Annotated in this window: 19 protein-coding genes; 6 read left to right on the plus strand and 13 right to left on the minus strand. The window is 66.6% G+C overall.

From position 1 onward, the window contains the following. Nucleotides 1-33 precede the first annotated feature (33 nt). Nucleotides 34-1,557 carry a Do family serine endopeptidase gene (locus YWC_RS0104765; RefSeq protein ID WP_027864342.1) on the minus strand — a complete coding sequence of 508 codons (1,524 nt, stop codon included), beginning with the start codon at nucleotides 1,555-1,557 and terminating at the stop codon, nucleotides 34-36. 187 nt (nucleotides 1,558-1,744) lie between these two features. Beyond that, on the minus strand, nucleotides 1,745-2,200 hold the full coding sequence (locus YWC_RS0104770) for an Hsp20 family protein (protein WP_027864343.1): 456 nt from the start codon (nucleotides 2,198-2,200) through the stop codon (nucleotides 1,745-1,747). A gap of 213 nt (nucleotides 2,201-2,413) precedes the next feature. Here YWC_RS0104770 and YWC_RS0104775 point away from each other — a divergent pair, with 213 nt between their 5' ends. Both YWC_RS0104775 and YWC_RS31455 read left to right on the plus strand, forming a co-directional pair. Further along, on the plus strand, nucleotides 2,414-3,523 hold the full coding sequence (locus YWC_RS0104775; protein ID WP_027864344.1) for a metallophosphoesterase: 1,110 nt from the start codon (nucleotides 2,414-2,416) through the stop codon (nucleotides 3,521-3,523). 10 nt (nucleotides 3,524-3,533) lie between these two features. Then, nucleotides 3,534-6,077 (plus strand): ATP-binding protein, encoded by a 2,544-nt coding sequence (locus YWC_RS31455; RefSeq protein WP_051306229.1) that lies wholly within the window; start codon nucleotides 3,534-3,536, stop codon nucleotides 6,075-6,077. A gap of 18 nt (nucleotides 6,078-6,095) precedes the next feature. On the opposite strand, the gene YWC_RS28340 is transcribed toward YWC_RS31455, so the two are convergent. Then, complete coding sequence (locus tag YWC_RS28340; protein ID WP_036213077.1) at nucleotides 6,096-8,480, minus strand: sensor domain-containing protein; 2,385 nt, start codon at nucleotides 8,478-8,480, stop codon at nucleotides 6,096-6,098. 175 nt (nucleotides 8,481-8,655) lie between these two features. On the opposite strand from YWC_RS28340, the gene arfB reads away from it, so the two are divergent. Continuing rightward, nucleotides 8,656-9,051, plus strand: coding sequence for an alternative ribosome rescue aminoacyl-tRNA hydrolase ArfB (gene arfB / locus YWC_RS0104790; protein WP_027864345.1), 396 nt, complete (start codon nucleotides 8,656-8,658; stop codon nucleotides 9,049-9,051). A 9-nt stretch (nucleotides 9,052-9,060) separates the two neighbouring features. Here arfB and YWC_RS0104795 read toward each other — a convergent pair whose 3' ends face one another. Next, nucleotides 9,061-9,282 carry a hypothetical protein gene (locus YWC_RS0104795; RefSeq protein ID WP_036213081.1) on the minus strand — a complete coding sequence of 74 codons (222 nt, stop codon included), beginning with the start codon at nucleotides 9,280-9,282 and terminating at the stop codon, nucleotides 9,061-9,063. 105 nt (nucleotides 9,283-9,387) lie between these two features. On the opposite strand from YWC_RS0104795, the gene YWC_RS0104800 reads away from it, so the two are divergent. Further along, a complete protein-coding gene (locus YWC_RS0104800) occupies nucleotides 9,388-10,086 on the plus strand; it encodes a GNAT family N-acetyltransferase (protein WP_036213218.1) in 699 nt (232 codons plus the stop codon). 15 nt (nucleotides 10,087-10,101) lie between these two features. Here the strand turns inward: YWC_RS0104800 and YWC_RS0104805 are convergent, their stop codons facing one another. From YWC_RS0104805 to imuA, 3 genes are all read right to left on the minus strand, one after another. Beyond that, on the minus strand, nucleotides 10,102-10,554 hold the full coding sequence (locus tag YWC_RS0104805; protein ID WP_229413009.1) for a response regulator: 453 nt from the start codon (nucleotides 10,552-10,554) through the stop codon (nucleotides 10,102-10,104). Nucleotides 10,555-10,704: 150 nt separating this feature from the next. Beyond that, nucleotides 10,705-12,234 (minus strand): Y-family DNA polymerase, encoded by a 1,530-nt coding sequence (locus YWC_RS0104810; protein ID WP_084416311.1) that lies wholly within the window; start codon nucleotides 12,232-12,234, stop codon nucleotides 10,705-10,707. Continuing rightward, a complete protein-coding gene (gene imuA, locus YWC_RS0104815) occupies nucleotides 12,164-12,895 on the minus strand; it encodes a translesion DNA synthesis-associated protein ImuA (protein WP_051306231.1) in 732 nt (243 codons plus the stop codon). Before imuA ends, YWC_RS0104810 begins: the two co-directional genes overlap by 71 nt. A 229-nt stretch (nucleotides 12,896-13,124) precedes the next feature. On the opposite strand from imuA, the gene YWC_RS0104820 reads away from it, so the two are divergent. Then, on the plus strand, nucleotides 13,125-14,363 hold the full coding sequence (locus tag YWC_RS0104820; RefSeq protein ID WP_027864351.1) for a putative Na+/H+ antiporter: 1,239 nt from the start codon (nucleotides 13,125-13,127) through the stop codon (nucleotides 14,361-14,363). A gap of 10 nt (nucleotides 14,364-14,373) precedes the next feature. Then, a complete protein-coding gene (gene hepT / locus YWC_RS0104825) occupies nucleotides 14,374-14,790 on the plus strand; it encodes a type VII toxin-antitoxin system HepT family RNase toxin (RefSeq protein ID WP_027864352.1) in 417 nt (138 codons plus the stop codon). 12 nt (nucleotides 14,791-14,802) lie between these two features. On the opposite strand, the gene YWC_RS0104830 is transcribed toward hepT, so the two are convergent. From YWC_RS0104830 to YWC_RS28345, 6 genes are all read right to left on the minus strand, one after another. Next, the gene (locus YWC_RS0104830) at nucleotides 14,803-15,891 is read right to left on the minus strand and encodes an endonuclease/exonuclease/phosphatase family protein (RefSeq protein ID WP_027864353.1); all 1,089 of its coding nucleotides are present in this window, start codon (nucleotides 15,889-15,891) and stop codon (nucleotides 14,803-14,805) included. A gap of 438 nt (nucleotides 15,892-16,329) precedes the next feature. Next, the gene (locus tag YWC_RS0104840; protein WP_027864354.1) at nucleotides 16,330-17,124 is read right to left on the minus strand and encodes a c-type cytochrome; all 795 of its coding nucleotides are present in this window, start codon (nucleotides 17,122-17,124) and stop codon (nucleotides 16,330-16,332) included. Beyond that, entirely contained in the window at nucleotides 17,121-18,752 is a 1,632-nt protein-coding gene (locus tag YWC_RS0104845) for a cbb3-type cytochrome c oxidase subunit I (RefSeq protein WP_027864355.1), read from the minus strand. The genes YWC_RS0104840 and YWC_RS0104845 overlap by 4 nt, the downstream gene beginning before the upstream one ends. Beyond that, nucleotides 18,739-19,305 (minus strand): cupredoxin domain-containing protein, encoded by a 567-nt coding sequence (locus YWC_RS0104850; RefSeq protein ID WP_371846084.1) that lies wholly within the window; start codon nucleotides 19,303-19,305, stop codon nucleotides 18,739-18,741. The genes YWC_RS0104845 and YWC_RS0104850 overlap by 14 nt, the downstream gene beginning before the upstream one ends. Nucleotides 19,306-19,327: 22 nt before the next feature. Then, nucleotides 19,328-19,501: a hypothetical protein gene (locus YWC_RS33300; RefSeq protein WP_169728088.1), complete on the minus strand. Its 174-nt coding sequence runs from the start codon at nucleotides 19,499-19,501 to the stop codon at nucleotides 19,328-19,330. 32 nt (nucleotides 19,502-19,533) lie between these two features. Further along, entirely contained in the window at nucleotides 19,534-20,859 is a 1,326-nt protein-coding gene (locus tag YWC_RS28345) for a c-type cytochrome (protein WP_081926047.1), read from the minus strand. Between the last annotated feature and the right edge of the window lie 12 nt (nucleotides 20,860-20,871).

A 20,871-nucleotide genomic window follows, 5' to 3' on the forward strand; every position in this document is an offset into this window, starting at 1 on the left:
TTGAAACCAGCCGGTCGAGGACGCTACGCGCTCTTAACCAATCCGCACTGGAATGAAGATTCTTTCACTTCCGCGCTGGATCAGCAAGGCCACCGACTTGCTGGCCTTCGATACCACGTCACGCACCTGGTCGAGCGAGTTGACCGCGCGGCCGTTGACCGAGACCAGCACGTCGCCCGGCTCGATTCCGGCCGACGCCGCCGCGCCGCGCGCATCCTCGATCAGCAGGCCCGAGGCGATGCCGCTCTGGCGGCGCTCGATCGGCTCGAGCGGGCGCAGGACCAGGCCCAGCTTGGCGCCCTTGCTGTCGCCACCGCCGGCAGCCAGCTCTTCCGGCATGCCACGCTTGGCCTTCTCGCTGGCATCGCCGATGACGGCGTCGATGCGCACCAGTTTACCGTCGCGCCAGACGTCGAGCGCCACGCGCTCGCCCGGCTTGGACAGCGAGACGCTGCTGGACAGGTCGCCCGGCGACACGATGGCCTGGCCGTTCAGGCGGCGGATGATGTCGCCCGACTTCAGGCCGGCGCGCTCGGCCGGTCCTCCGCGCTCGACGCTCGCAATCAGCACACCGTCCGGCGAATCGAGGCGGAAGGAGTCGGCGAAGACCTGGTCGATCGGCTGCACGCTCACGCCAAGCTTGCCGTGCTGGACTTTGCCGGTAGCCATGATCTGGTCCTTGATCTTGACCGCGATGTCGATCGGGATCGAGAAGGACAGGCCCTGGTAGCCGCCGGTCTGACTGTAGATCTGCGAGTTGATGCCCACCACTTCGCCGCGGGTGTTGAACAGCGGGCCGCCCGAGTTGCCCGGGTTGACCGCCACGTCGGTCTGGATGAAGGGCACCTGGCCGTCCGGCAGGTTGCGGCCGGTGGCGCTCACCACGCCGGCGGTGACGGTGCTCTCGAGGCCGTAGGGCGAGCCGATGGCCAGCACCCACTCGCCCGGGGCCAGTGCGCGCGACTTGCCGAGCGGCGTCACCGGCAAATTCTTGGCGTCGATCTTCAGCACGGCCACGTCGGTCTTCGGATCGGCGCCGACGACCTTGGCGCGGAATTCGCGGCGGTCATGCAGCTTGACGGTGACTTCGTCGGCGCCCTGCACGACGTGGGCGTTGGTCAGGATGACGCCGTCCGGGCTTACGATGAAGCCCGATCCGGCGCCGAAAACGGGCGCTCCACGACCGCTGCCGCGCGGGTCCTGGAACTGTCGGAAGAATTCGTAGAACGGGTGACGCGGGTCGAGCTGGGGTACGTTGCCGCGATTGGCGGTCTTGGTGCTGCCGACCACCTGGATGTTGACCACCGCCTTGCCGTGCTGGGCGGCGATGCGGGTGAAGTCGGGGAGGGTCACGGTGCCTGCCGGAGCCGGGGCGGCGACGGCAGGAGCTGGGGCGGCGACAGGCGCCGGCGCTGCTGCGGCGGCCGCGGTTTCGGCTGCCACGTTGTTATGGTTGACGGCAAGCGCACCGACCGCTCCGCCGATGACGCCCGCGGCACACAGGGCCAGCGTGAGGCGTTTGGCAGTGATGGCAGTGACGGCACCTTCGTTACGCATGTATGTGCTCCTGATGAAAATGGTTGACCGATGATGTTCTTTATCGATGGGCTTATCTTCCCAAAGCTGGCTTAGACCATGCTTAAGCAGGCAACTTTTGGCCTTAGACCGCTCTTAAACCGAAGCCGGGCCCATCGTCAAAAAGGGCGCCCCGCGGGACGCCCTTCTTTCAAACGACTATCTGTACTCAGGCGGCGCGCTGTTCCAGCTGCTGCACGTTATTGGTATTGCCATTGGCGTCGCCAATGGCGATCTTGCGCGGCTTGAACGCTTCCGGCACTTCGCGCACCAGTTCGATGGTGAGCATGCCGTTGTCGAAGGATGCAGCGGTGACTTTCACATGGTTCGCCAGCTGGAAGCGCTGCTCGAAATCGCGGGCGGCGATGCCACGGTGCAGGAAGGTGCGCTGGGTCTCGTCCTTCTGCTTGCGGCCGGTGACGTGCAGGGTATCACGCTCGGTCACGATTTCCACTTCGTCGCGGGTGAAGCCGGCCAGGGCCATCACGATGCGGTAGTTGTCTTCGCTCACCAGTTCGATGTTGTACGGCGGGTAGCTTGGCTCGGCGCGCTGCTCGAGCAGGCTGGCCAGGCGATCGAAACCGATGGCGGAACGGTACAGGGGAGTCAGGTCGAAAGTACGCATGATAAATATCCTCGTAAAGTTTAAGCGATATAGTTGCCGGACCTCATCGTGAGCATCCGGTGACTCCAATCTAGTGCCATGCCGCGGCAGTTTCAAGACATACGAAATATGGATTTTTAGGCATTTTTGCAAATATTATTTGCATCCCTGTGTGCCCGCAAATTTGTCAAATTTGCGTTAAGGTAAGCACCTTTAGCCACAGCATCTGCATCCATGTTTTCGATCGTCCTCAATATCGTCGGTACCCTGTTCCACCTGTACGTCGCCGCCCGCGTGTATTCGCTCGATGCGGTCAAGCGCCGCATCCCGCGGCGCGCCTGGTGGATCGGCGCCTTCCTGGTCTGGCTGCTGTATTTCGCCGGCGTGCGCATCGGCGACCAGGCCCTCGACTGGCGCTGGTGGCCGGGCCAGTTCGCGCTGACCTGGCTGGGCATCACCTTCATCATGTCGCTGTGCCTGCTGGTGACGGACCTCGCCAGCGGCTTTGGATTCTGGTGGCGCGCGCATACCCAGAAGCTGCGCGCCATCGGCGCCATCGGCGGCGTGCTGCTCGCAAGCTTCGCCATCTTCCAGGGCATGCGCGCCCCCGTCATCGTCGACCAGGAAGTCGAGATGAAGAACCTGCCGCAGGCGCTGGACGGCACCGTCATCGTCGCCGTCAGCGACATCCACCTCGGCGCCCAGCGCCGCTCCGAATGGCTGGCGGCGCGCGTCGAACAGATCAACGCATTGAAGCCGGCCGCGGTCCTGCTGCTCGGCGACCAGGTCGAGGACGATCCGATCGGCGAGCCGCAGCTGGCCCCGACCCTGCGCGGGCTGCGCGCGCCGTGGGGCGTGTGGGCGGTGACCGGCAACCACGAGTTCTACGGCGACGCCGAGACCACCGTGCGCGAATTCGAAGAAGGCGGCGTGCGCTGGCTGCGCGACCGCCAGGTGGAGCTGGCCCCGGGCCTGGTGCTGGCCGGGATCGAGGACATCGGCCGCGCCATGCGCAACGAGCGCGAGATCACGAGCGGCCTGGCGCGCACCATCCCGGCGCCGACCGGCACCGCCACCATCCTGATGTCGCACATCCCGGCCGCCGGCATCATCGAGGAAGCCAGCGCGCGCGGCGTCGACCTGATGCTGTCCGGGCACACCCACGGCGGCCAGATCTGGCCCTTCAGCTATGCGGTAAGGAAGCGCTTCGCGAAATACATCGGCGCCTACGACGTGAACGGCATGATGCTGTACGTGACCCGCGGCGCCGGCAGCTGGGGCCCGCGCATGCGCCTGTGGCAGCCGGGCGAGATCATCAGGCTGACGCTGCGCGCGCCGGCCTGAAGGAGCATCCATGCACGAACCATCCTCCCTGAACGCGCGCTGGCGCGCCTTCCAGCTCAAGCTCGCCGACCAGCTCAAGGCCCTGTCCTCGCCCACCGCCATCGTCGAGACAGCGACCAGGCTGCTGGCCGGGTATCTCGGCGCCTCGCACTGCTGGTACACCGAAGTCGGCGCGGACGGCCATACCTTCTTCTCGCGCGCCGGATGGTTCGGCGCCGGGATGCCGCCCATCCCCAGCTCCGGACGCATCGACGACTTCGGGCCGGCGGTGGTGGCGACGCTGGGCACGGGAAGCGACTTCGTGGTCGACGACATGGCTGCCGATGCCAGGACCGCCGCCTTCGTCGCCAGCTACCGGGCCATCATGATCGGCGCGCTGCTGGCGGTGCCGATCTTCAAGGACGGACGCTGGGCCGCCAACCTGAACGTCGCCAAGCCGGATGCCTACGAATGGACCGGCGACGACATCCTGGTCACGCGCGACGTGGCCGAGCGCACCTGGTCGGCGGTCGAGAACGCCCTGGCGCAGGCCGCCCTGCGCCAGGAGCGCGACCGCAGCCAGTACATCTTCGACACACTGAGCGAGGGCCTGGTGCTGCTGGCGGCGGACGACACGGTGGGCTATGCGAACGATGCGGCACTGCGATTTTCCGCCCTGCCGCGCGAGGCCATCGTCGGCAAGCCCTATTGCGAGGCCTTCCCGGCGCTGGCCGGCGCCGGGATCGTCGCCCTCCTCGCGGGCGCGCGCGCCGGCCGCAAGGCCGAGTCGACCGAACACGCCTGCCTCCTGCCGGATGGAAGCCGGGCCTGGATCGAGGTCCGGGCCAACCCCTCGCTGGAGGACGGCCTGGCCGTGTTCTTCGATGACGTCAGCGCCCGCAAGCTGGCGGTGCTGGCGGCGCAGAAGGCTGAGGCCCACAAAACCATGCTGCTCGACCTGGACGAACAACTGCGCAGCGTCGCCGACGACCCGGCGATGATGATGACCGTGGCCACCCGGGAGCTGGCGCGCATCCTCGGCGTGCCGCGGGTCGGCTACGTCAGCATGGACGAGGCGGTCGAGTACGGCGTCGTCGGGCACAACTACAACGACGTGCGCCGGGTGCCGGAACTGCCGGCGCGGGTCGAGCGGCTCGACGATTACGGCCTGTCCCTGGCAGCCGATATCCGCGCGGGACGCGTCATGCGCGTCAGCGACCTGGCCAGCGATCCGCGCACCGTTGGCGCGGCCGCCGCGGCCCACGCGGAGATCGGCGCGCGCGCTTCGGTGGCGGCCCCGATCCAGCGCGACGGCAAGACGGTGGCCTTCATGTTCGCCCACCACGACCAGTCACGCGCGTGGAGCGACGAGGACGTCGAACTGATGCGCCAGACCGCGGCCCGTACCTGGGATGCGGTGGCGCGCGCGCAGGCGGTGCTGGCGCTGCGCGAGGCCGACCGGCGCAAGGACGAATTCCTGGCCATGCTCGCGCATGAGCTGCGCAATCCGCTGGCCCCGATCAGCTCGGCTGCCGACCTGCTGCGCCTCGGGCGGCTCGACGAAACACGCGTGCGGCAGACCAGCGGAATCATCTCGCGCCAAGTGAAACACATGACCGGGCTCATCGACGACCTGCTGGACGTGTCGCGCGTCACCCGCGGCCTGGTCAGCCTGGAGCGGCGCGAGGTCGACGCCCGCAGCGTCGTCAGCGAAGCCGTCGAGCAGGTCAAGCCGCTGATCGAATTGCGCAACCACCGCCTGGAAGTCCACGTGGCGCCGGGGCCGGCGCATGTGTGGGGCGACCTGAAACGCCTGGTCCAGTGCGTTGCGAACGTCCTGAACAATGCGGCCAAGTACACGCCGGAAGGCGGCAGCATCGTGCTGCACCTGCGTACCGAAGCCGAACAGGTGGTGATCACGGTGACGGACAACGGCATCGGCATGACGCCCGACACGGTGGCCCATGCCTTCGAGCTGTTCGCCCAGGCCGAGCGCACGCCGGACCGCGCCCAGGGCGGCCTGGGCATCGGCCTGGCGCTGGTCAAGAGCCTGGTCGAGCTGCATGGCGGCCGGGTCGCGCTGCACAGCGCGGGATTGGGACAGGGCAGCAGGTTCAGCATCCATCTGCCGCGCCACCGGCAGGTGCCGGCGCCCACCGTCGCGCCCGCGCAGGCGCAGGCGGCGCCGGCCGCGCGCGCGGAACAGCTGCGCGTCATGGTCGTCGACGACAACGTCGACGCCGCCGAGGTGCTGGCGGCCTTGTGCGAACTGCTCGGTTACGTGGTCACGGTCGAACATTCTTCGCTGCGCGCCATCGAGCGGGCCAGGCAGGAGCGGCCGGAAGTCTGCCTGATCGACATCGGCCTGCCCGACATGGACGGCAACGAACTGGCCGGCCGCCTGCGCCGACTGCCCGAGACCGCGGGAGCGATGCTGGTGGCGGTGACGGGCTACGGCCAGGACAAGGACCGGGAAGTCGCCCGGGCGTCGGGTTTCGACCATTACCTGATCAAGCCGGTCGACGCGGAGCAGGTCTGGGCGCTGCTGCAGGCACGGGACGGCGGCAAGGCCTGAGGTCTTTTTTCTTGCGGCTCAATCGGGCAGGCGCGCGTCCCTGGCAAGCATCTCCTGCAGCATCTCACGCGGCAGCGCGGGGCTGAAGTAAAAGCCCTGCATCTGGTCGCAGTCGTGTTCGCGCAGGAAGGCGATCTGCTCGCGCGTCTCGACGCCTTCGGCCACCACCTTGAGCTTGAGGTTGTGGCCGAGCGCGATGATGGCGCGCGTGATGACCAGGTGGCCGTCGTGGCCGACGTCGCCCAGGAAGGAGCGGTCGATCTTGATGACATCGACCGGGAATTTCTGCAGGTGGCTCAGGCTCGAGTACCCGGTGCCGAAATCGTCGATCGACAGGCGCACCCCTAGAGCCTTGAGTTGGCCCAGCGCGTCCAGCGCTTCGTCGGGATGGTCCATCAGCTGGCTCTCGGTCACCTCGAGTTCGAGCGAACGCGGGTCGACGCCGTGGCGGCGCAGGGTCGCGCCGAGGCGCTCGGCGAACTGGCGCTGGCGCAGTTGGCGCGCCGACAGGTTGACCGCGATGACGAAATCCTTCACGCCGAGCGCTTCCATGGCCTTGAGCGCGCCGCAGGCCTCGTCGATGACCCAGTCGCCCAGCGGCACGATCAGACCGGTTTCCTCGGCCACCGGGATGAAGCGGTCGGGCGGGATCACCCCCTCGACCGGATGGCGCCAGCGCACCAGGGCCTCGGCGCCCACCACTTTGCCGCTGCGCAGGTCGACCTTCGGCTGGTAATCGAGCACCATCTCGTGCTCGCGGATCGCGCGGCTCAGGTTCGCCTCCAGCATCAGGTGCTCGTGCACGATCTGGTTCAGGTCGGTGGAATAGAACTGGAAGTTGTTCTTGCCGAGGGTCTTGGCGTGGTACATGGCGGCGTCGGCCGCACGCATGATCTTCTCGGGACTGTCGCCGTCGTCGGGGAAGATGCTGACGCCGATGCTGGTGCCGGGCAGGATGTCGCGCCCCTTCACTTCTACCTTCGCCATGACGCTGCGGCGGATGCGCTCGATCAGTTCGGCGATGCGTTCGTGGCTGGCCGGGTTGCAGATGACGAGGACGAATTCGTCGCCGCCCATGCGCGCGATGGTGTCCTCCTCGCGCACGTTCTCGCGCAGGCGCTGGGCGATTTCGCGCAGCACCGCATCGCCGGCATCATGGCCGAAGTTGTCGTTGATGTGCTTGAAGTTGTCGAGGTCGAGGAAGGCCAGCGCCACCATGAAGCCGCCGCGCTTCGCGTTCTCGATGGCCTGGCGCAGCCGGTCCTGCAGCAGCGTGCGGTTGGCCAGGCCGGTGAGCGGGTCGTGGTGGGCCAGGTGGTGCAGGCGGCGCTCGTAGTGGCGGGCCTCGGTGATGTCGTTGATGACCCCGACGAAGTGCGTGATCTCGCCGTCGGCGTTGGACACCGGATCAATGCGCAGGTCGTTCCAGAACACCTCGCCGTTCTTGCGCTTGTTGCGCAGCACCACGCGCACGCTTTCCCTGCGCGCGAGCGCTTCGCGGATGCGCTGGCGCTCGTCCTCGTCGCAGCCCGGGATGGCCATGAAGCGCGGATCCTGGCCCCGGATCTCGGAAAGCAGGTAGCCGGTGATGCGCTCGAAGGCCGGGTTGACGTAGTCGATGCGGTGCTCGTCTTCTTCGCAGCGGGTGATGACGATGGCGTTCAGGCTCGAGAAGATGGCGCGCTCGCGCACCCGCAGGCCGATTTCGGCCTGCTTGCGCGCCGTGATGTCCATGCCGGTGCCGAACACGACCGGAACGTTGCCCAGGTGGGCCAGGGAACAGCGGAACAGGTAGGGCGTGCGCTTGCCGTGCTTGCCGACCAGTTCCGCCTCGTGCGTGGAGCCGCCGCCGTCGAAGGCGGCGAGGATCTTGTCGACGATGAGGGGCCGCTCCTTTTCGTCGAAGAAGAACTTGACGTTGGAAGTGGGCAGCTCATCGGCATCCATCTCCAGCGCTTCTTCCAGCTGGTGGTTCCACAGCAGTAGGTGGCCGCTCTGGTCGATCACGTAGAACACGCAGGGCAGCGACTCGAGGATGTCGGCCACCGGCAGGTCCTGGATCAGGGCATAGCGCGTCGGGAACTGCCTGGTGCGCGGGATGAGGATGACGCTGAAGGTGCCGGGCGTCTCGGTGTCGAAGGACTGCGGCGCCACCGTGATGCGCACCGGCAGGCGCCGGCCGTCGGCCGTGTGCAGGGTGCCATCGTTCTCGGCGTCGGCGCGCGCGGCCATGCGCGGTTCAGCGCCTGCGGGGTCGTCGAACTCGACGATGCGGTCCAGGGTCATGCCCTGGATTTCGCCGGGGCCGTAGCCGGCCAGTTTTTCGCAGGCCTTGTTCCAGCTGGTGACGGTCCCGGCCGCATCGACGACGAACACGGCAAGGGGCAGGGGCGACAGGTTCAAAGCTCCTCCGGGATGGCCGCGCAGCGGTGCGCGCGGCAGGCAGTGAGCACGTAAATACATGATAGCGCAGCAACCGATGCCGGGCCACACGAAACTCTTATGTCGTGCGGCAAGATCGCTGCGGAAGGAGGCGCCCTGCCCTTACAATGTCGTCTGAAGCTTTGACAGGTGGGACATGGCAGTCATCGATCCGGCGGAAGTCGAATTCAGCGCAATCCGGGCCCAGGGACCGGGCGGACAGAACGTGAACAAGGTGTCGTGTGCGGTGCACGCGCGCTTCGACGTGGCCGCGTCGTCCTTGCCGGCAGCCGTCAAGGAGCGCCTGCTGACCCTGCGCGACGCCCGCATCACGCAGGAAGGCGTGATCGTTCTCAAGGCGCAGGCCTCGCGCAGCCTCGAACAGAACAAGCTGGATGCGCTGCAGCGCCTGCAGGCCCTGGTCGACCAGGCCAGCGTCGTACCCCAGGTACGCCGCCCGACCCGGCCGACGCGCGGATCGCAGCTGCGCCGGCTCGATGCCAAGGCGCGCAGCGGGCGGGTCAAGTCCTTGCGCGGCAAGGTCAGCGAATAGCCCGGGGGGCTAGGCCGCCCCGCCCGGGTCCGCCTTGCGGATCATGGTGGCCACGTTCTGCAGCTCGCGCACCACGCCGAGGACGGTGGGTTCGAAACGCTCGAACATGTACTGGGTCGCGGCCTCGGCCGTCAAGCCTTCCGGCGTCTCGTGCACCAGGCGCTTCATCGCCAGTTCGCGCACATGGTAGGCGAACAGCAGTTCGCTGTAATCCATCGATCTTGCGTCCATCGTTTCCTCTTCTGCCTGGGTTCCGGCATCGACAATAGCATGCCGCTGCCGATACCAGGCGACGGCGCTATCATCTCCTTATCGACAACCGAGAGGATGCACGCCATGTCCCCTGCCCTGCACGCCAGCCTCGACCGGCCGGTGTGGTCGTCCCTCGAAGGCGGCCACCGCCACCTGGCCCGCGGCGGCCCGCTGGCCAGGCGCTATCCGCGCGAGATCGGTCCCTTTGCGGCACTGGCCGACGACAGTCCCGCGGCCTGGGAGGCGCTGGCGGCGCTGCTCGAACCCGGCGAGGCGGCCATGCTGGTCACGCCCGAGGCGCCGCGCCAGACGGCCGCGCAGCGGTCCGGACTGGTGCTGACGCCGCTCGATCCGGTGCTGCAGATGGTGGCCACGCGCGCGCCACGGCCCGGCACGCTGCCGTTCACGGTGCTGGGCGAGGCGGACGCCGGCGAGATGCGCCTGCTTGCCGGGCTGACCAACCCGGGGCCGTTCGCAGAGCGTACCCACGAACTGGGCGAATTCCTCGGCATCCGGGATGGCGGCCGACTGGCGGCGATGGCAGGGGAACGGATGCGCCCGCATGGCGGGGTCGAGGTGAGCGCGGTCTGCGTCCATCCCGAGCATCGCGGCAAGGCCTATGCGCGCCACCTGCTGGCCGAGCGCACGCTTCGCATCATGTCGGGGGGCCGGCAAGCCTTCCTGCACGTCTATCCCGGCAACCTGGGCGCAATCGCCCTGTACGAGTCGCTGGGCTACGTGCTGCGCCGCCAACTGCACCTGACGCGCGTCATGCCGGCCTGAAGCGCCGGTGCGGCCTCAGGTGCGCAGCAGCCGGAGCAACTGGTCGATGCGGTAGGGTTTGGCAATGAAGAGCTGCTTCATCGCCTGTCCGTTGAACATGCTTGGCGCCATATAGCCGGACGCGAGGATGATCTTGACCGCCGGATAGTTCCCGGCGATGCGTTCGGCCAGTTCCAGCCCATTCATGCCGGGCATCATGACGTCGGAAATGACGGCGTCGATGTCGGGGTGGGCCGCTAGCATCTCGAGGGCTGCGGCGCCCGAATAGGCGACCATGGCGTCCATGCCGTGGGCCGCCAGCAGCATCTCGGCCAGGTCCGCTACGTCGGCCTCGTCATCGACGACCAGTACCTTGCGCACCTCTCCCACCTGTGCTCGCGCATCCTGTCCATCCGCCTGCATATTGCCGGGAGCGAATCCGGGCCGCCCCTTGTCACTGCACCAGCGGCTGTTCATCAAGCCGGACACTCGGTCCTCCATGGAGTGAGATTGTTGGTAACCAGAGCAGCCCCGGGGGGCTGCATGCGCCAGTATCGCGCAAACGCGCCGAAGGAAGCGCCCGGTTAAGCCTTTGCATGACCTTCGGTCTGCCCGGAAATTCCTCCTCCCTTGTATCTGCTATCCGAACAGCCCGTGCAGGTACCAGCGCGGCTCGGCATCCTCGCCGGCGCCGACGATGCGTTCGCGGTAAATCCAGTACAAGGTATGGTCCTGCCCTTCGGCGATGAAGTAGTCGCGGGTCTGGGCCTCGCTCCACCAGCCGGCCTCGATGCGCTCGGGTGTCGAGGCCACCATCAGCGGCGAACCGTAGAAGGGCCGGTGGTTGCGCATGAGCAGCGCGATCGGCTTGGCCAGCAGCCAGCTCGGGCGCGGCAGGCTGGTGACAATCGGCGGCAGCCGCGCCGCAGCTGCCGCCGTGCGTTCGGTCTTTTGCTGCACCGGCACCCATTCGTTGGCCACCTCGGGCCGGTAATCGGCCTGGGGCAGCGCCTGCAGCACGTTCTCCGGTCCCAGCCGCGCCACCAGCAGCTCCAGCATGCGCATGCGGTCTTCCTCGGTACCGCCCGGCTCGGGGAACAGCGATTCGGTCGGCGGCGCCATCGCCCTCACCTGCCGCGCTTCCAGCCCGAGCCCGATCACCGGTCCCGGCAGCTCCTGCCGGGCCAGGCGTTCCTTCAACAGGCGCACCAGGTGCTCGTCGCGCCAGGCGGGCTCGGCCAGGACGATCTCGAGCGGCGTCGGCGGCATCGCCACCCGTCCGCGCTCGTGCTCCATCAGCAAGGTGAAGCGCTCCACCGCGAGCTGGCGCGCGCACAGCCAGCCGACCAATTGCAGCACCAGGTGGTGGGCGCCGGCCAGCAGCAGATCGGCCTGCTCGATGCGGTCGAACAGTTCCAGCCGGGCCCGGAAATGCTCGGGCGGCGCGACCCAGTCGAACAGCTCGGGACACATGCCGTAGGCGGCGTCGAGCATGTCGAGCAGCTCGCGCCCGCAGCGCCGCTGCAGCCCCGGACGCGGCAGGCGCCGCAGCTGGCCCAGCGCCTCGCAGCCGATGCCTTCGAACCAGGACATATAGGGCCGGGCCGGCGGCAGCAGCGCCACCGGCAGGTGCTCGAGGCGGCGCTCGAGCGAAGCCATGCGCAAGGAACGTCCGAGGACGCGCCTGCCGCCCTGCCTGCTCCCGTGCGCCATCGCATTCGCCCCCGCGCGCGCCAGCAGCCAGGCCGCGCGCGCCGTCGGTGCGCAGCTGACCGAGGCGGTGAAGCCGAGCGCGCGCAGGCTGGCGCGCACGCGGGCGCACAGGGCGCGGATGCCGCCGAACAGGCGCAGGCTGGCGCCGATGTCGAGCAGCAGCGTCGCCTCCTCGGCCAGCGCGACCTGGGGCGTGAACTGCAGCATCGCCAGCGCGACCGCATCGAGCGCCTCGGCTTCGCGCGCGGGATTGCGCTCGTACAGCCGCGCTTCGGGCATGAGCATGAGCACACCGCCGCGCCGCATGCCGCGCCCGACGCCGGCCGCGCGTGCTACTGGTGATACCGCCAGCACGCGGTCCTGCTCGAGCACGACGCTGCCCGGGTCACTGCACCAGTTGGGGCTGAAGATTTCGAGCGCCAGCTGGGGTAGGGAGAGGCCGATCCACAAACGCATGTCTTTGCAGGAGAGAAGAAGTGAGAGGTAAGCCGAGGGGTAAAAATAGCGGCGCATCGCGCTGCGGCCCCCGGCGCTTGACGAAATCGACGTGCATGCCGCCGGCCGCGGGCCGCAAGCCCAGGCGCAAGGGCGCGGGAGAAGCGTCCTGCGCCGCGGCCAGCGGGCGCAGCATGAAGAACAGGGTTTCCCCGGCTTGGGCCGCCAGGTGCAGGCGGCGCAGGCTTTCGCCGCGCGCATGGTTGGCCCAGAACAGCAGCGCGCCGCAACTGCCGCTGCGCAGCACCTGTTCGGCCGCCCACAGCGCGTCGGCGCTGCGGCTGGTACGCAGCCACAGCAGTCGCGAGGGCGGCAGGCCCAGCGCGGCCAGCGCCAGGGCCTGGGGCGGATGGGGCGGCTGCAGCAGGACGATGCGGCGCTCGGCGCAGGCCTGCAGGGCCGGGCGCAGCAGGCGCATTTCGCCGATGCCGGGCTGCTGTTGCAGCAGCTCGACCAGGGTGCCGACCGGCCAGCCGCCGCCGGGCAATTGAGAAGAGAGTGCGGCATGCCCGGTGTCGACGCAGCGCGTGCCGGAGCGTGCCAGCTGCGAGGCGCGCCAGAGCGAAGGGTGCAAGGCCTCCGGCGCCATAGGGGAAGCCCCTGCGGTGGGTGAGCAGTTCATATGGGTTGGTAAAAAAGTACTGTATAAACGTACAGTACTCGCTGAGCCCGGATTTGGCAAGATGTATTCTTTTAGGCCATACCAGTTGGGCGATTGGTATTGACAGAACTTAAAGGTGTGCCCTGCCTGGAAAACCGCGCCAGCATGGCGAATCATGAAATAATGGCGCTCTGTCCATTTACACCCAGACAATGATTAACCTGTCTCATGCACGCGACGGAGTCGCCCTGTGAATACGCTCCAGCTCACCGGCGCCATCCTGTTCGCGATCGCCCTCGTCCACACCTTTTCCACCAAGCTGTTTCACTCACTAGCCAAGCGGCACCCGCGCCATGCCGGGCTGTTCCACCTGCTGGGCGAAGTCGAAGTCGTGTTCGGCTTCTGGGCCTTCGTGCTGATCCTGGCCATGGCCCTGCTGGCCGATGGCGCCACGGCCATCGCTTATGTCGAATCGCGCCAGTACACCGAGCCGCTGTTCGTGTTCGTGGTGATGGTGATCGCGGCCTCGCAGCCGGTGCTCGACGCCGTGCGCGACCTGCTGGCCCTGCTGGCCCGGCTGGCCCCGGTACGCACCGAGGTGGCCTTGTGCTGGCTCGGCCTGGCGCTGGTGCCTCTGTCCGGCTCCCTGATCACCGAGCCGGCCGCGATGACGCTGGCGGCCCTGATGCTGGCCCCGCAGGTATTCCGGCCCGGCATTCCCGAATGGCTCAAGTACGGCGCGATCGGCGTCCTGTTCGTGAACGTCTCGATCGGCGGCACCCTCACCTCCTACGCCGCCCCGCCGGTGTTGATGGTGGCCGGCACCTGGGGCTGGGACAGCGCCTTCATGGCCTCCACCTTCGGCTGGCGCGCCGCGCTGGCGGTGGTGTTCAACGCGACCGTCATCACCCTGCTGCTGCGCCGTCACCTGACGCCGGGGAACACGGTCGAGGACGTGCAGTTGCCCTGGGTGGTCTCGATCGTCCACCTGGTCCTCCTGGGGAGCGTGGTGCTGCTGGCGCACCATCCGGTGCTGTTCATCGGCCTGTTCCTGCTCTTCCTCGGCTATACCCAGGCCTACCCGAAACACCAGTCGCGCCTGATCATCAAGGAAGGCCTGCTGGTCGGCTTCTTCCTGGCCGGGCTGGTGGTGCTGGGCGGCATGCAGCAATGGTGGCTGCAGCCGCTGGTGTCGAGCCTGGAGCCGACCGCGCTGTTCTTCGGCGCGCTGGCCCTGACGGCAATCACCGATAATGCGGCACTGACCTACCTCGGTTCCCTGATCGAGGGTTTATCGGACCACGCCAAGTACATGCTGGTGGCCGGCGCGGTCGCCGGTGGCGGCCTGACCGTCATCGCCAACGCGCCGAACCCGGCCGGCGCCGCGCTGCTGCGCGAGGGCTTCGAGGACGGTTCGATCGGCATGGGCGGGCTGTTCCTGGGGGCGCTGGGGCCGACCTGCGTGGCGGCGGTGATGTTCCTGATCTAGTGGAGGGTATATGGACGACGACATCCTGGTACAGAAGGCGGGGACGATCGAACGCTGCTGCCGGCGCGCGCGCGAGGAATACGAAAAGGACCCGACCACTTTTGTCACCGACCTCACGCGCCAGGATGCGGCCACCCTCAACGTGATCCGCGCCTGGGAAGCCGCCATCGAGATGGGCGACTACGTGATCGGCAACGCCAGGCTCGGCCTGCCGCACGACGAACGCGAAGTCATCACCCTGCTGGCCGAACACGGCTGGATCTCTCCCCTGCTGGCCGAGGACCTCAAGCGCACCGGCGAATTCTGCCGCGCCGAATGGGATTACCAGGAAGCGCCGCTGCCGGCGCTGGTAACCATCATCAAGCGCGGGCTGGACGATTTCGGGGTGTATGCCCAGGCGCTGGTGAGCGGGGCGTCCTCCGCCTGATCCAGCACGGCCTTACGGCTGGGGCTCGTGCACATCTGATACCTCCACATCCTCGGCGGCGATCTTCTCGTCCGCCAGCTCGTGGTCTTCCTCGTCCGCCACCAGGCCCTCCTGATCGGCGCCGCGCGCACTGTCATAGGTGAGCTCGACCAGCATCGGGAAATGGTCCGAGCCAAAAGACGGCAGGCGTTCGATGTGCGAGAGCGTGAAATGTTCGCTGTGGAACAGGTGGTCGAGCGGCCAGCGCGCGAACCAGAAGCCGGCATGGAAGGTATTGAACATGCCGCGCCCGATGCGCGGATCGAGCAGGCCGCTGATCTTGCGGAACAGCCTGGTGGTGGTCGACCACGCCACATCGTTCAGGTCGCCCGCGACGATCACCGGCGTCTCCAGGCCGGCCTCGTCCACGCTCTTGGCGACCACCAGCAGCTCGGCGTCGCGCTGGGTCGATTCCATGTGTTCCGTCGGGCTGGGCGGCGTCGGATGCAGGAAATGCATGCGCACCTTGTGTCCGGACGGCAGGATGACCAGGGTATGGATCGACGGGATGTCGTCCTCGACCAGGAACTGGATGGCGCTGTCTTCCAGCGGCAGCCGCGAATAGACGTGCATGCCATACAGATTGTCGAGCGGACACTTGATGGCATGGGGGTAGTCCTTCTCGAGCACATCCAGCCTTTCCTGCCACCACGCATCCGTTTCCAGCGTGACGAAGATGTCGGGCTGGTGCTGGCGGATCAGCGCGATCAAGCCATCGGTATTCCGGTTCGGCATCAGCACATTGGCCGTCAGGATACGGAACTGGCGGTTCGCCCCGCCAATCACCGCATTCTTCACCTCGTGCGGATAGGCCTTTGTGTACGGAAAGATCCACCAGGCCTGGTAAGCGAGGCAGGCGGCATTCGCCACCAGCAGCAGGTGGAAATGGCTGTCGCGCCAGTCGAGGAACACGAACTGCCCGACCAGCACGGCGAGCGACAGGATGGCCAATTGAAGGCGCGGAAAATCAAGGTCGCGTATCCACCACCCTGTGCATCGCAACAAGGGAAGCAGCGTCGCGAGGACGATCACGGCAACCAGGGTTACGAAAGTCGGCAGCATGGTCTCTCGAAGGCGGCAAGTAACTCATCACAAAACTGAGGCTTGCAGTATGTCCGCTTTCAAACGCAGCCGTCTGTACGCTAGCGTGCACAAGCGGCAAGATAATCCGCTGCAAGCAGACCAGCCCATGCCAAAACACCTTATCAAACAGAAATGCTTGCCTTGAGCTGCTGCAGGTTTGCGCAAACCGCTTGAAAAGCCTGCAGACGAGACTTATGTTCAATACTAGACATGCAGGGATACCGTCATGAACCTAAGCAAGCCCGTAGAGAAAGCAGGCAAAGGTGCGAAGCACCTTGAACGCGTGAAATCCCGCTCGAGGTTCAACGTCTATCCCCTGCTGGGCATCCTCCTGGGCATCGTCGTGGCCGTGCTGGCCTACGGCGGGCTGTACCTCCTGCTTTGCGGCTGAGGCAACGCAGGCCCCAAGCCTGCAGATCAGCGGGCAGCGTAGTACCGGCTGAGCTCCACGATCTCCGTATCTGTCAGGCCATGCGCGGCATTGCGCATCTGGCGGTTGATATCGTTGGCGCGCCGGCCATCACGGAATGCCGTGAGCTGGTCACGCAGATAGCTTTCCGATAATCCTTCCAGCACCGGTGTGGCCGGACGCGAGGCATGCGGGCTGTGGCACGAGGCACAGGCACCGATGGCACGCATGGGGTCGCCGTTGCGCACCAATCGTGGACTTGCCTGTGCCACCTGTTCCACTGCGGCAATGCGCTCGCGCTCGAGCGAAGCGTAATAGGCGGACAGATCGCGCATGTCCTGGTCGCTCAGCTCCATCACCAGCGGCCGCATGATGGCGCTCGGGCGGTGGCCCGATGCGAAGTCGCGCAGCTGCTTGTAGGTGCTCGAAGCCGGCTGCCCCGCCAGGTGCGGCGTCCCGGCCGGGCTGGTCCCGCGCGCGCCATGGCACATGGTGCAGGCCATCGCCAGCGTTGCCCCCCTGCCCACCGAGACATTTCCCGCGGCGCCCATCATAGTGGCGTTCACGATCACGTTGCTCGGATATTTCCGTTCATCCTCCGGCAGTGCTGCGCTTTGATAGGGTGCCGGCGCGCCCGCGGCCCTGCAGATCGATTCCCACAGGCTTTCCATCGCGGCGCGGGCATGCGCTTTCGGCACCCAGACAAAGCCGACCAGCGCGGCCGCGAAGGCGATCACTGCCAGGATCGCGACGCTCCAGGCGAACCAGCGGTTGCGGAATGAAAAGGTCTTTTCCATGCTCATGGCTGTGCTCCCACCGGCACCGCCGGCACCGAGGTCTGCTTTAGTGCGATGAGCTGGCTGATCGGGTAGCCGTAATTCACCAGCGACAGCCCGATCATCAGTGCCAGCCACAGCGCATAGCTGTTGAGCGCGGCGGGCATCCGGCCGCCCGCATGCACCGGCTGGCTGAAGCGGAATTCGGGCAGCCTGACGCGCTCACTGCGGTGGCCGCGCAGCAGCACCAGCAGGAACAGCAGGCCAGAGATCACCAGCAGCAGCCCGCCGAAGAAGGTGATGATCACCGTGATCGCCTGGGCCGAGATCTCGGGATGGCTGTAGTCGAAATAGGCCATCCGGCGCGGCATGCCGAGAATGCCGGTGATGTGCCAGGGGAATGTCAGCACGATCATGCCAACAAACCATAGCCAGAGCTGGGCACGCATCATGCGTCCGGCCACCAGCTGCTTGCCGGTCAGGTGCGGCCACAGGTCATAGGCCAGCGCGAAATACATGATGACGATGGCGCCCCCGAAGATCAGGTGGAAGTGGCCGGTGATCCACTGCGTATTGTGGACGGCGAAGTCGAGCTGGTAGCTCATGTTGATCAGGCCGCCCGCACCGCCGAAGCCGAGCAGGATGAAGGAAAAGGCGACCGCCAGCATCATCGGATTCTTCCATGGCAGGCGTTTGACCCAGCCGAAGGCCCCGGTGCCGCCACGCAGCCGTCCCGCGATCTCGACCGAGGCGGTGATGGTGAAGATGGTCAGCAGGGTCGGCACCGACACCATGCCGGTAAATACGGCGTGCAGGAACTTCACGCCCGAGCCAACCTGCGGGTCCTGGAACAGGTGGTGCACGCCGATCGGCATCGAAAACACCAGAAACAGCACGAAGGAAATGCGCGCCATCTTGTCGCTGTAGAGCCGCCCGCCGATGGCGCGTGGCACCAGCGTGTAGAAGGCGATGTAGGCGGGCATCAGCCAGAAGTAGACGATCGCGTGCAGGGTCCAGGAAAAGAACACGCGCGCCAGGCCGGCGTCGATGGTGCTCTTGAAGCCGAGCGCCACCGGCAGGATCAGGAACAGGATCTCGATGGCCGCGCCGAGCGAGGTCCAGGCCCACAGGTAGGCGCCGGCCAGGTTGGCGAACATCGGCAGCGGCACCGTGGCGCCCGGGTTGGCCGCCTTCCACACCTTGAGGTTGATCGACATCAGCGCCACCCAGATCCACGAACCCACGACCACCAGCACCACCCCAATGTAGTAGAAGGCATTCCCGATCAGGGGCGGGTAAAAGGTATACAGCACCGTGGCCAGGCCCATCGACACCGGCACCATTGCCGTCACCGTGCCGATCACCACCAGGAAGAACCCAAGCCAGGCCCAGCGCCGTCCCACCAGCGGCTGCTTGAGCGCCAGTTCCACGATCGCATAGCCGAAGCCCATTGCCACCAGGGTCGGGAACACATAGCCCATGGCCGACCCGTGCGCGGTAACGGCGCGGTAGTACAGCTCGGGGTTGCCGATCCAGTCACGCAGAGGGCTGCGGATGTACATCTGCCATTCGCCCAGTACCAGGGCGACGAAGAACGCGGCGAAGGCGACCCAGAAATGGGCCAGTACCAGCCGTCTGGAATCATTGCTGAACACAGCTCGCCCTCCTTCCCTCGCTGGCCTGGCGCATGAACTCGGCCCGGTCGACGATCTTCACGCGTGCCCACATGGCCGCGTGCCCGACCCCGCAGTATTCGTGACAGGGAAACACGTGCTCTCCCGGTTTCTCGAATTGCGTGCTGAAGTTCGAAATGTAGCCCGGGATTAGCATCACGTTGACGTTGCCCTGGGCGATCGAGAAACCGTGGACCACGTCGGCGGCGGTCCCGCGAATGCGCACCGGCGTATTCGCCGGGACCAGCACGCACGAAGGAGTGAAGGAGTACTGGTTGGCCAGCACGCGCACGGTGACGCTGCCGTCATCCTCGAGCACGGAACCAAGGTTGCCTTCCACGAACTCGCCCGACAGGTGCAGGGTATTGGGATCGATGGTCTCGGTGCGCACCGGCGGCATCGCGGCCCAGTGCACGCTCATGTAAACGATCATCCCGACCAGGAACACGATGATGGCGCCGACCAGCCAGGCCCAGCGCATCTCGGCCGCGTGGGCGACATGTTCGAGCGCGTCGCCGTCGGCGCCACGGGGAATGTCCGGCGTGGTGTTGGCCATCTTAGCCTCCTCCCCGCGCCAGGTATACGAGTACGTAGAACGCCAGCCAGATTGCCATGACGATCGCCACCGCCAGCCCCGCCACGGCGAAGGCGCCGCGCGGCCCCTGCGCCACGATGGCGTCCACACGCTGCTGGTCGGCGCTGCCATCACTGTCCATCGGTTCCAGGATCATGGATTCTCCTTGTTAATCAGCCCTTCCAGGAATTACTCGACGGTCGCCGCGCGCAGTTCGCTCACCTCGCGCGCCGTCACCGGCGCGCCGCGGTTGCCCCAAGCGGTCCGGATATAGGTCACCACCGCCGCAACGTCGTCGTCCGACAGCTCATGGAAGAAAGGCGGCATCCCGTAGGGCATCGGATTGCGGCGCGTGCCAGGCGGGTAGCCGCCGTTGAGCACCATCCGGATCGGGTTGACGGCGGAAGTCATGGTGATCGACTGGTTGTTCGCCAGCGGCGGATAGTGCGGCAGCTTGCCACGCCCGCGCTCGCCATGGCAGCTGGCGCATTGCGCGTCATAGATGCGCCGGCCCTGCGCGAACTGCTGGGTGGCATGCGCGCGCGCGGGGGCCATGTCGGGATCGGTATTGACCGGCTGGTCCGCCGGCAGGCTCTTGAGGTAAACCGCCATCGCGCGCACGTCGGCGTCGGTCATGAACTGCAGGCTGTTGAAGGTGACCTCGGCCATTGGTCCGTAGACGGTGCCGCGGTTCGACACCCCTTTTTGCAGCAGGTCGACGATGTCCTGGATTTCCCAGTTGCCCAGCCCGGCCTCCTTGTTCGAGGTGAGCGAGGGCGCGTACCAGTTCTGCATCGGGATCAGGCCGCCTCGGAAGGCCTGCTCTTCCGACGAGCCGCCCAGCGCGTTGATCGGGGTATGGCACATGGCGCAGTGGCCCAGGCCCTGGACCAGGTAGGCGCCACGGTTCCATTCGGCGGACTTGCCCGGATCCGGCTGGTACTCACCCTCCTGGAAATAGAGCGTGCGCCAGCCGATCAGCAGCGAGCGGTTGTTGTAGGGGAAGCGCAGGTCGTGTTCGCGCGTCTGCATGCGCACCGCCGGCACCGAGCGCAGGTAGGCGAAGATCGCGTCGCTGTCGGCGCGCGTCACCTTGGTATAGCTCGCGAAGGGCATGGCCGGATAGAGCAGCTCGCCCTTGCGCGACTTACCAGTGCGCATCATGTTGAAGAACTCGGTAGCCGTCCAGTCGCCGATGCCGGTTTCACGGTCGGGCGTGATGTTCGGCGCATACAGCGTCCCGAAAGGCGTGGGCATGGGGCGGTTGCCCGAGAAAATTTTCCCACCAGGAATCGTATGACAGGCGATGCAGTCGCCCGCCTGCGCCAGGTATTTGCCGCGCGCGATCAGTTCGGCGGACGCCATGCCGTCGACTTCGGTCCCGGCCCTGCTGTTCAGCAGTTCCGGCGGCCGCAGCCCGCGGCCCACCGTCAGGGCCAGGGCCACGCCAAGCACGATCACCCCGCCGGCAAGACCCCAGATCGTCGCTCGCTTGAACTTGGCAGATGTACTCATGGACGCATGCCT

This window comes from Massilia alkalitolerans DSM 17462, from assembly GCF_000427785.1.
Lineage (GTDB): Bacteria > Pseudomonadota > Gammaproteobacteria > Burkholderiales > Burkholderiaceae_D > Telluria > Telluria alkalitolerans.

Bases quoted from the DNA above. Each gene is read 5' to 3' on its own strand.
- YWC_RS0104795 (WP_036213081.1), bottom strand. From the start codon at position 9,282: ATGGACGCAAGATCGATGGATTACAGCGAACTGCTGTTCGCCTACCAT.
- imuA (WP_051306231.1), bottom strand. From the start codon at position 12,895: ATGAACTGCTCACCCACCGCAGGGGCTTCCCCTATGGCGCCGGAGGCC.
- YWC_RS0104770 (WP_027864343.1), bottom strand. From the start codon at position 2,200: ATGCGTACTTTCGACCTGACTCCCCTGTACCGTTCCGCCATCGGTTTC.
- YWC_RS0104765 (WP_027864342.1), bottom strand. From the start codon at position 1,557: ATGCGTAACGAAGGTGCCGTCACTGCCATCACTGCCAAACGCCTCACG.
- YWC_RS33300 (WP_169728088.1), bottom strand. From the start codon at position 19,501: ATGATCCTGGAACCGATGGACAGTGATGGCAGCGCCGACCAGCAGCGT.
- hepT (WP_027864352.1), top strand. From the start codon at position 14,374: ATGGACGACGACATCCTGGTACAGAAGGCGGGGACGATCGAACGCTGC.
- YWC_RS31455 (WP_051306229.1), top strand. From the start codon at position 3,534: ATGCACGAACCATCCTCCCTGAACGCGCGCTGGCGCGCCTTCCAGCTC.
- YWC_RS0104800 (WP_036213218.1), top strand. From the start codon at position 9,388: ATGTCCCCTGCCCTGCACGCCAGCCTCGACCGGCCGGTGTGGTCGTCC.
- arfB (WP_027864345.1), top strand. From the start codon at position 8,656: ATGGCAGTCATCGATCCGGCGGAAGTCGAATTCAGCGCAATCCGGGCC.
- YWC_RS0104840 (WP_027864354.1), bottom strand. From the start codon at position 17,124: ATGAGCATGGAAAAGACCTTTTCATTCCGCAACCGCTGGTTCGCCTGG.
- YWC_RS28345 (WP_081926047.1), bottom strand. From the start codon at position 20,859: ATGAGTACATCTGCCAAGTTCAAGCGAGCGACGATCTGGGGTCTTGCC.
- YWC_RS0104810 (WP_084416311.1), bottom strand. From the start codon at position 12,234: ATGCGTTTGTGGATCGGCCTCTCCCTACCCCAGCTGGCGCTCGAAATC.
- YWC_RS0104830 (WP_027864353.1), bottom strand. From the start codon at position 15,891: ATGCTGCCGACTTTCGTAACCCTGGTTGCCGTGATCGTCCTCGCGACG.
- YWC_RS0104775 (WP_027864344.1), top strand. From the start codon at position 2,414: ATGTTTTCGATCGTCCTCAATATCGTCGGTACCCTGTTCCACCTGTAC.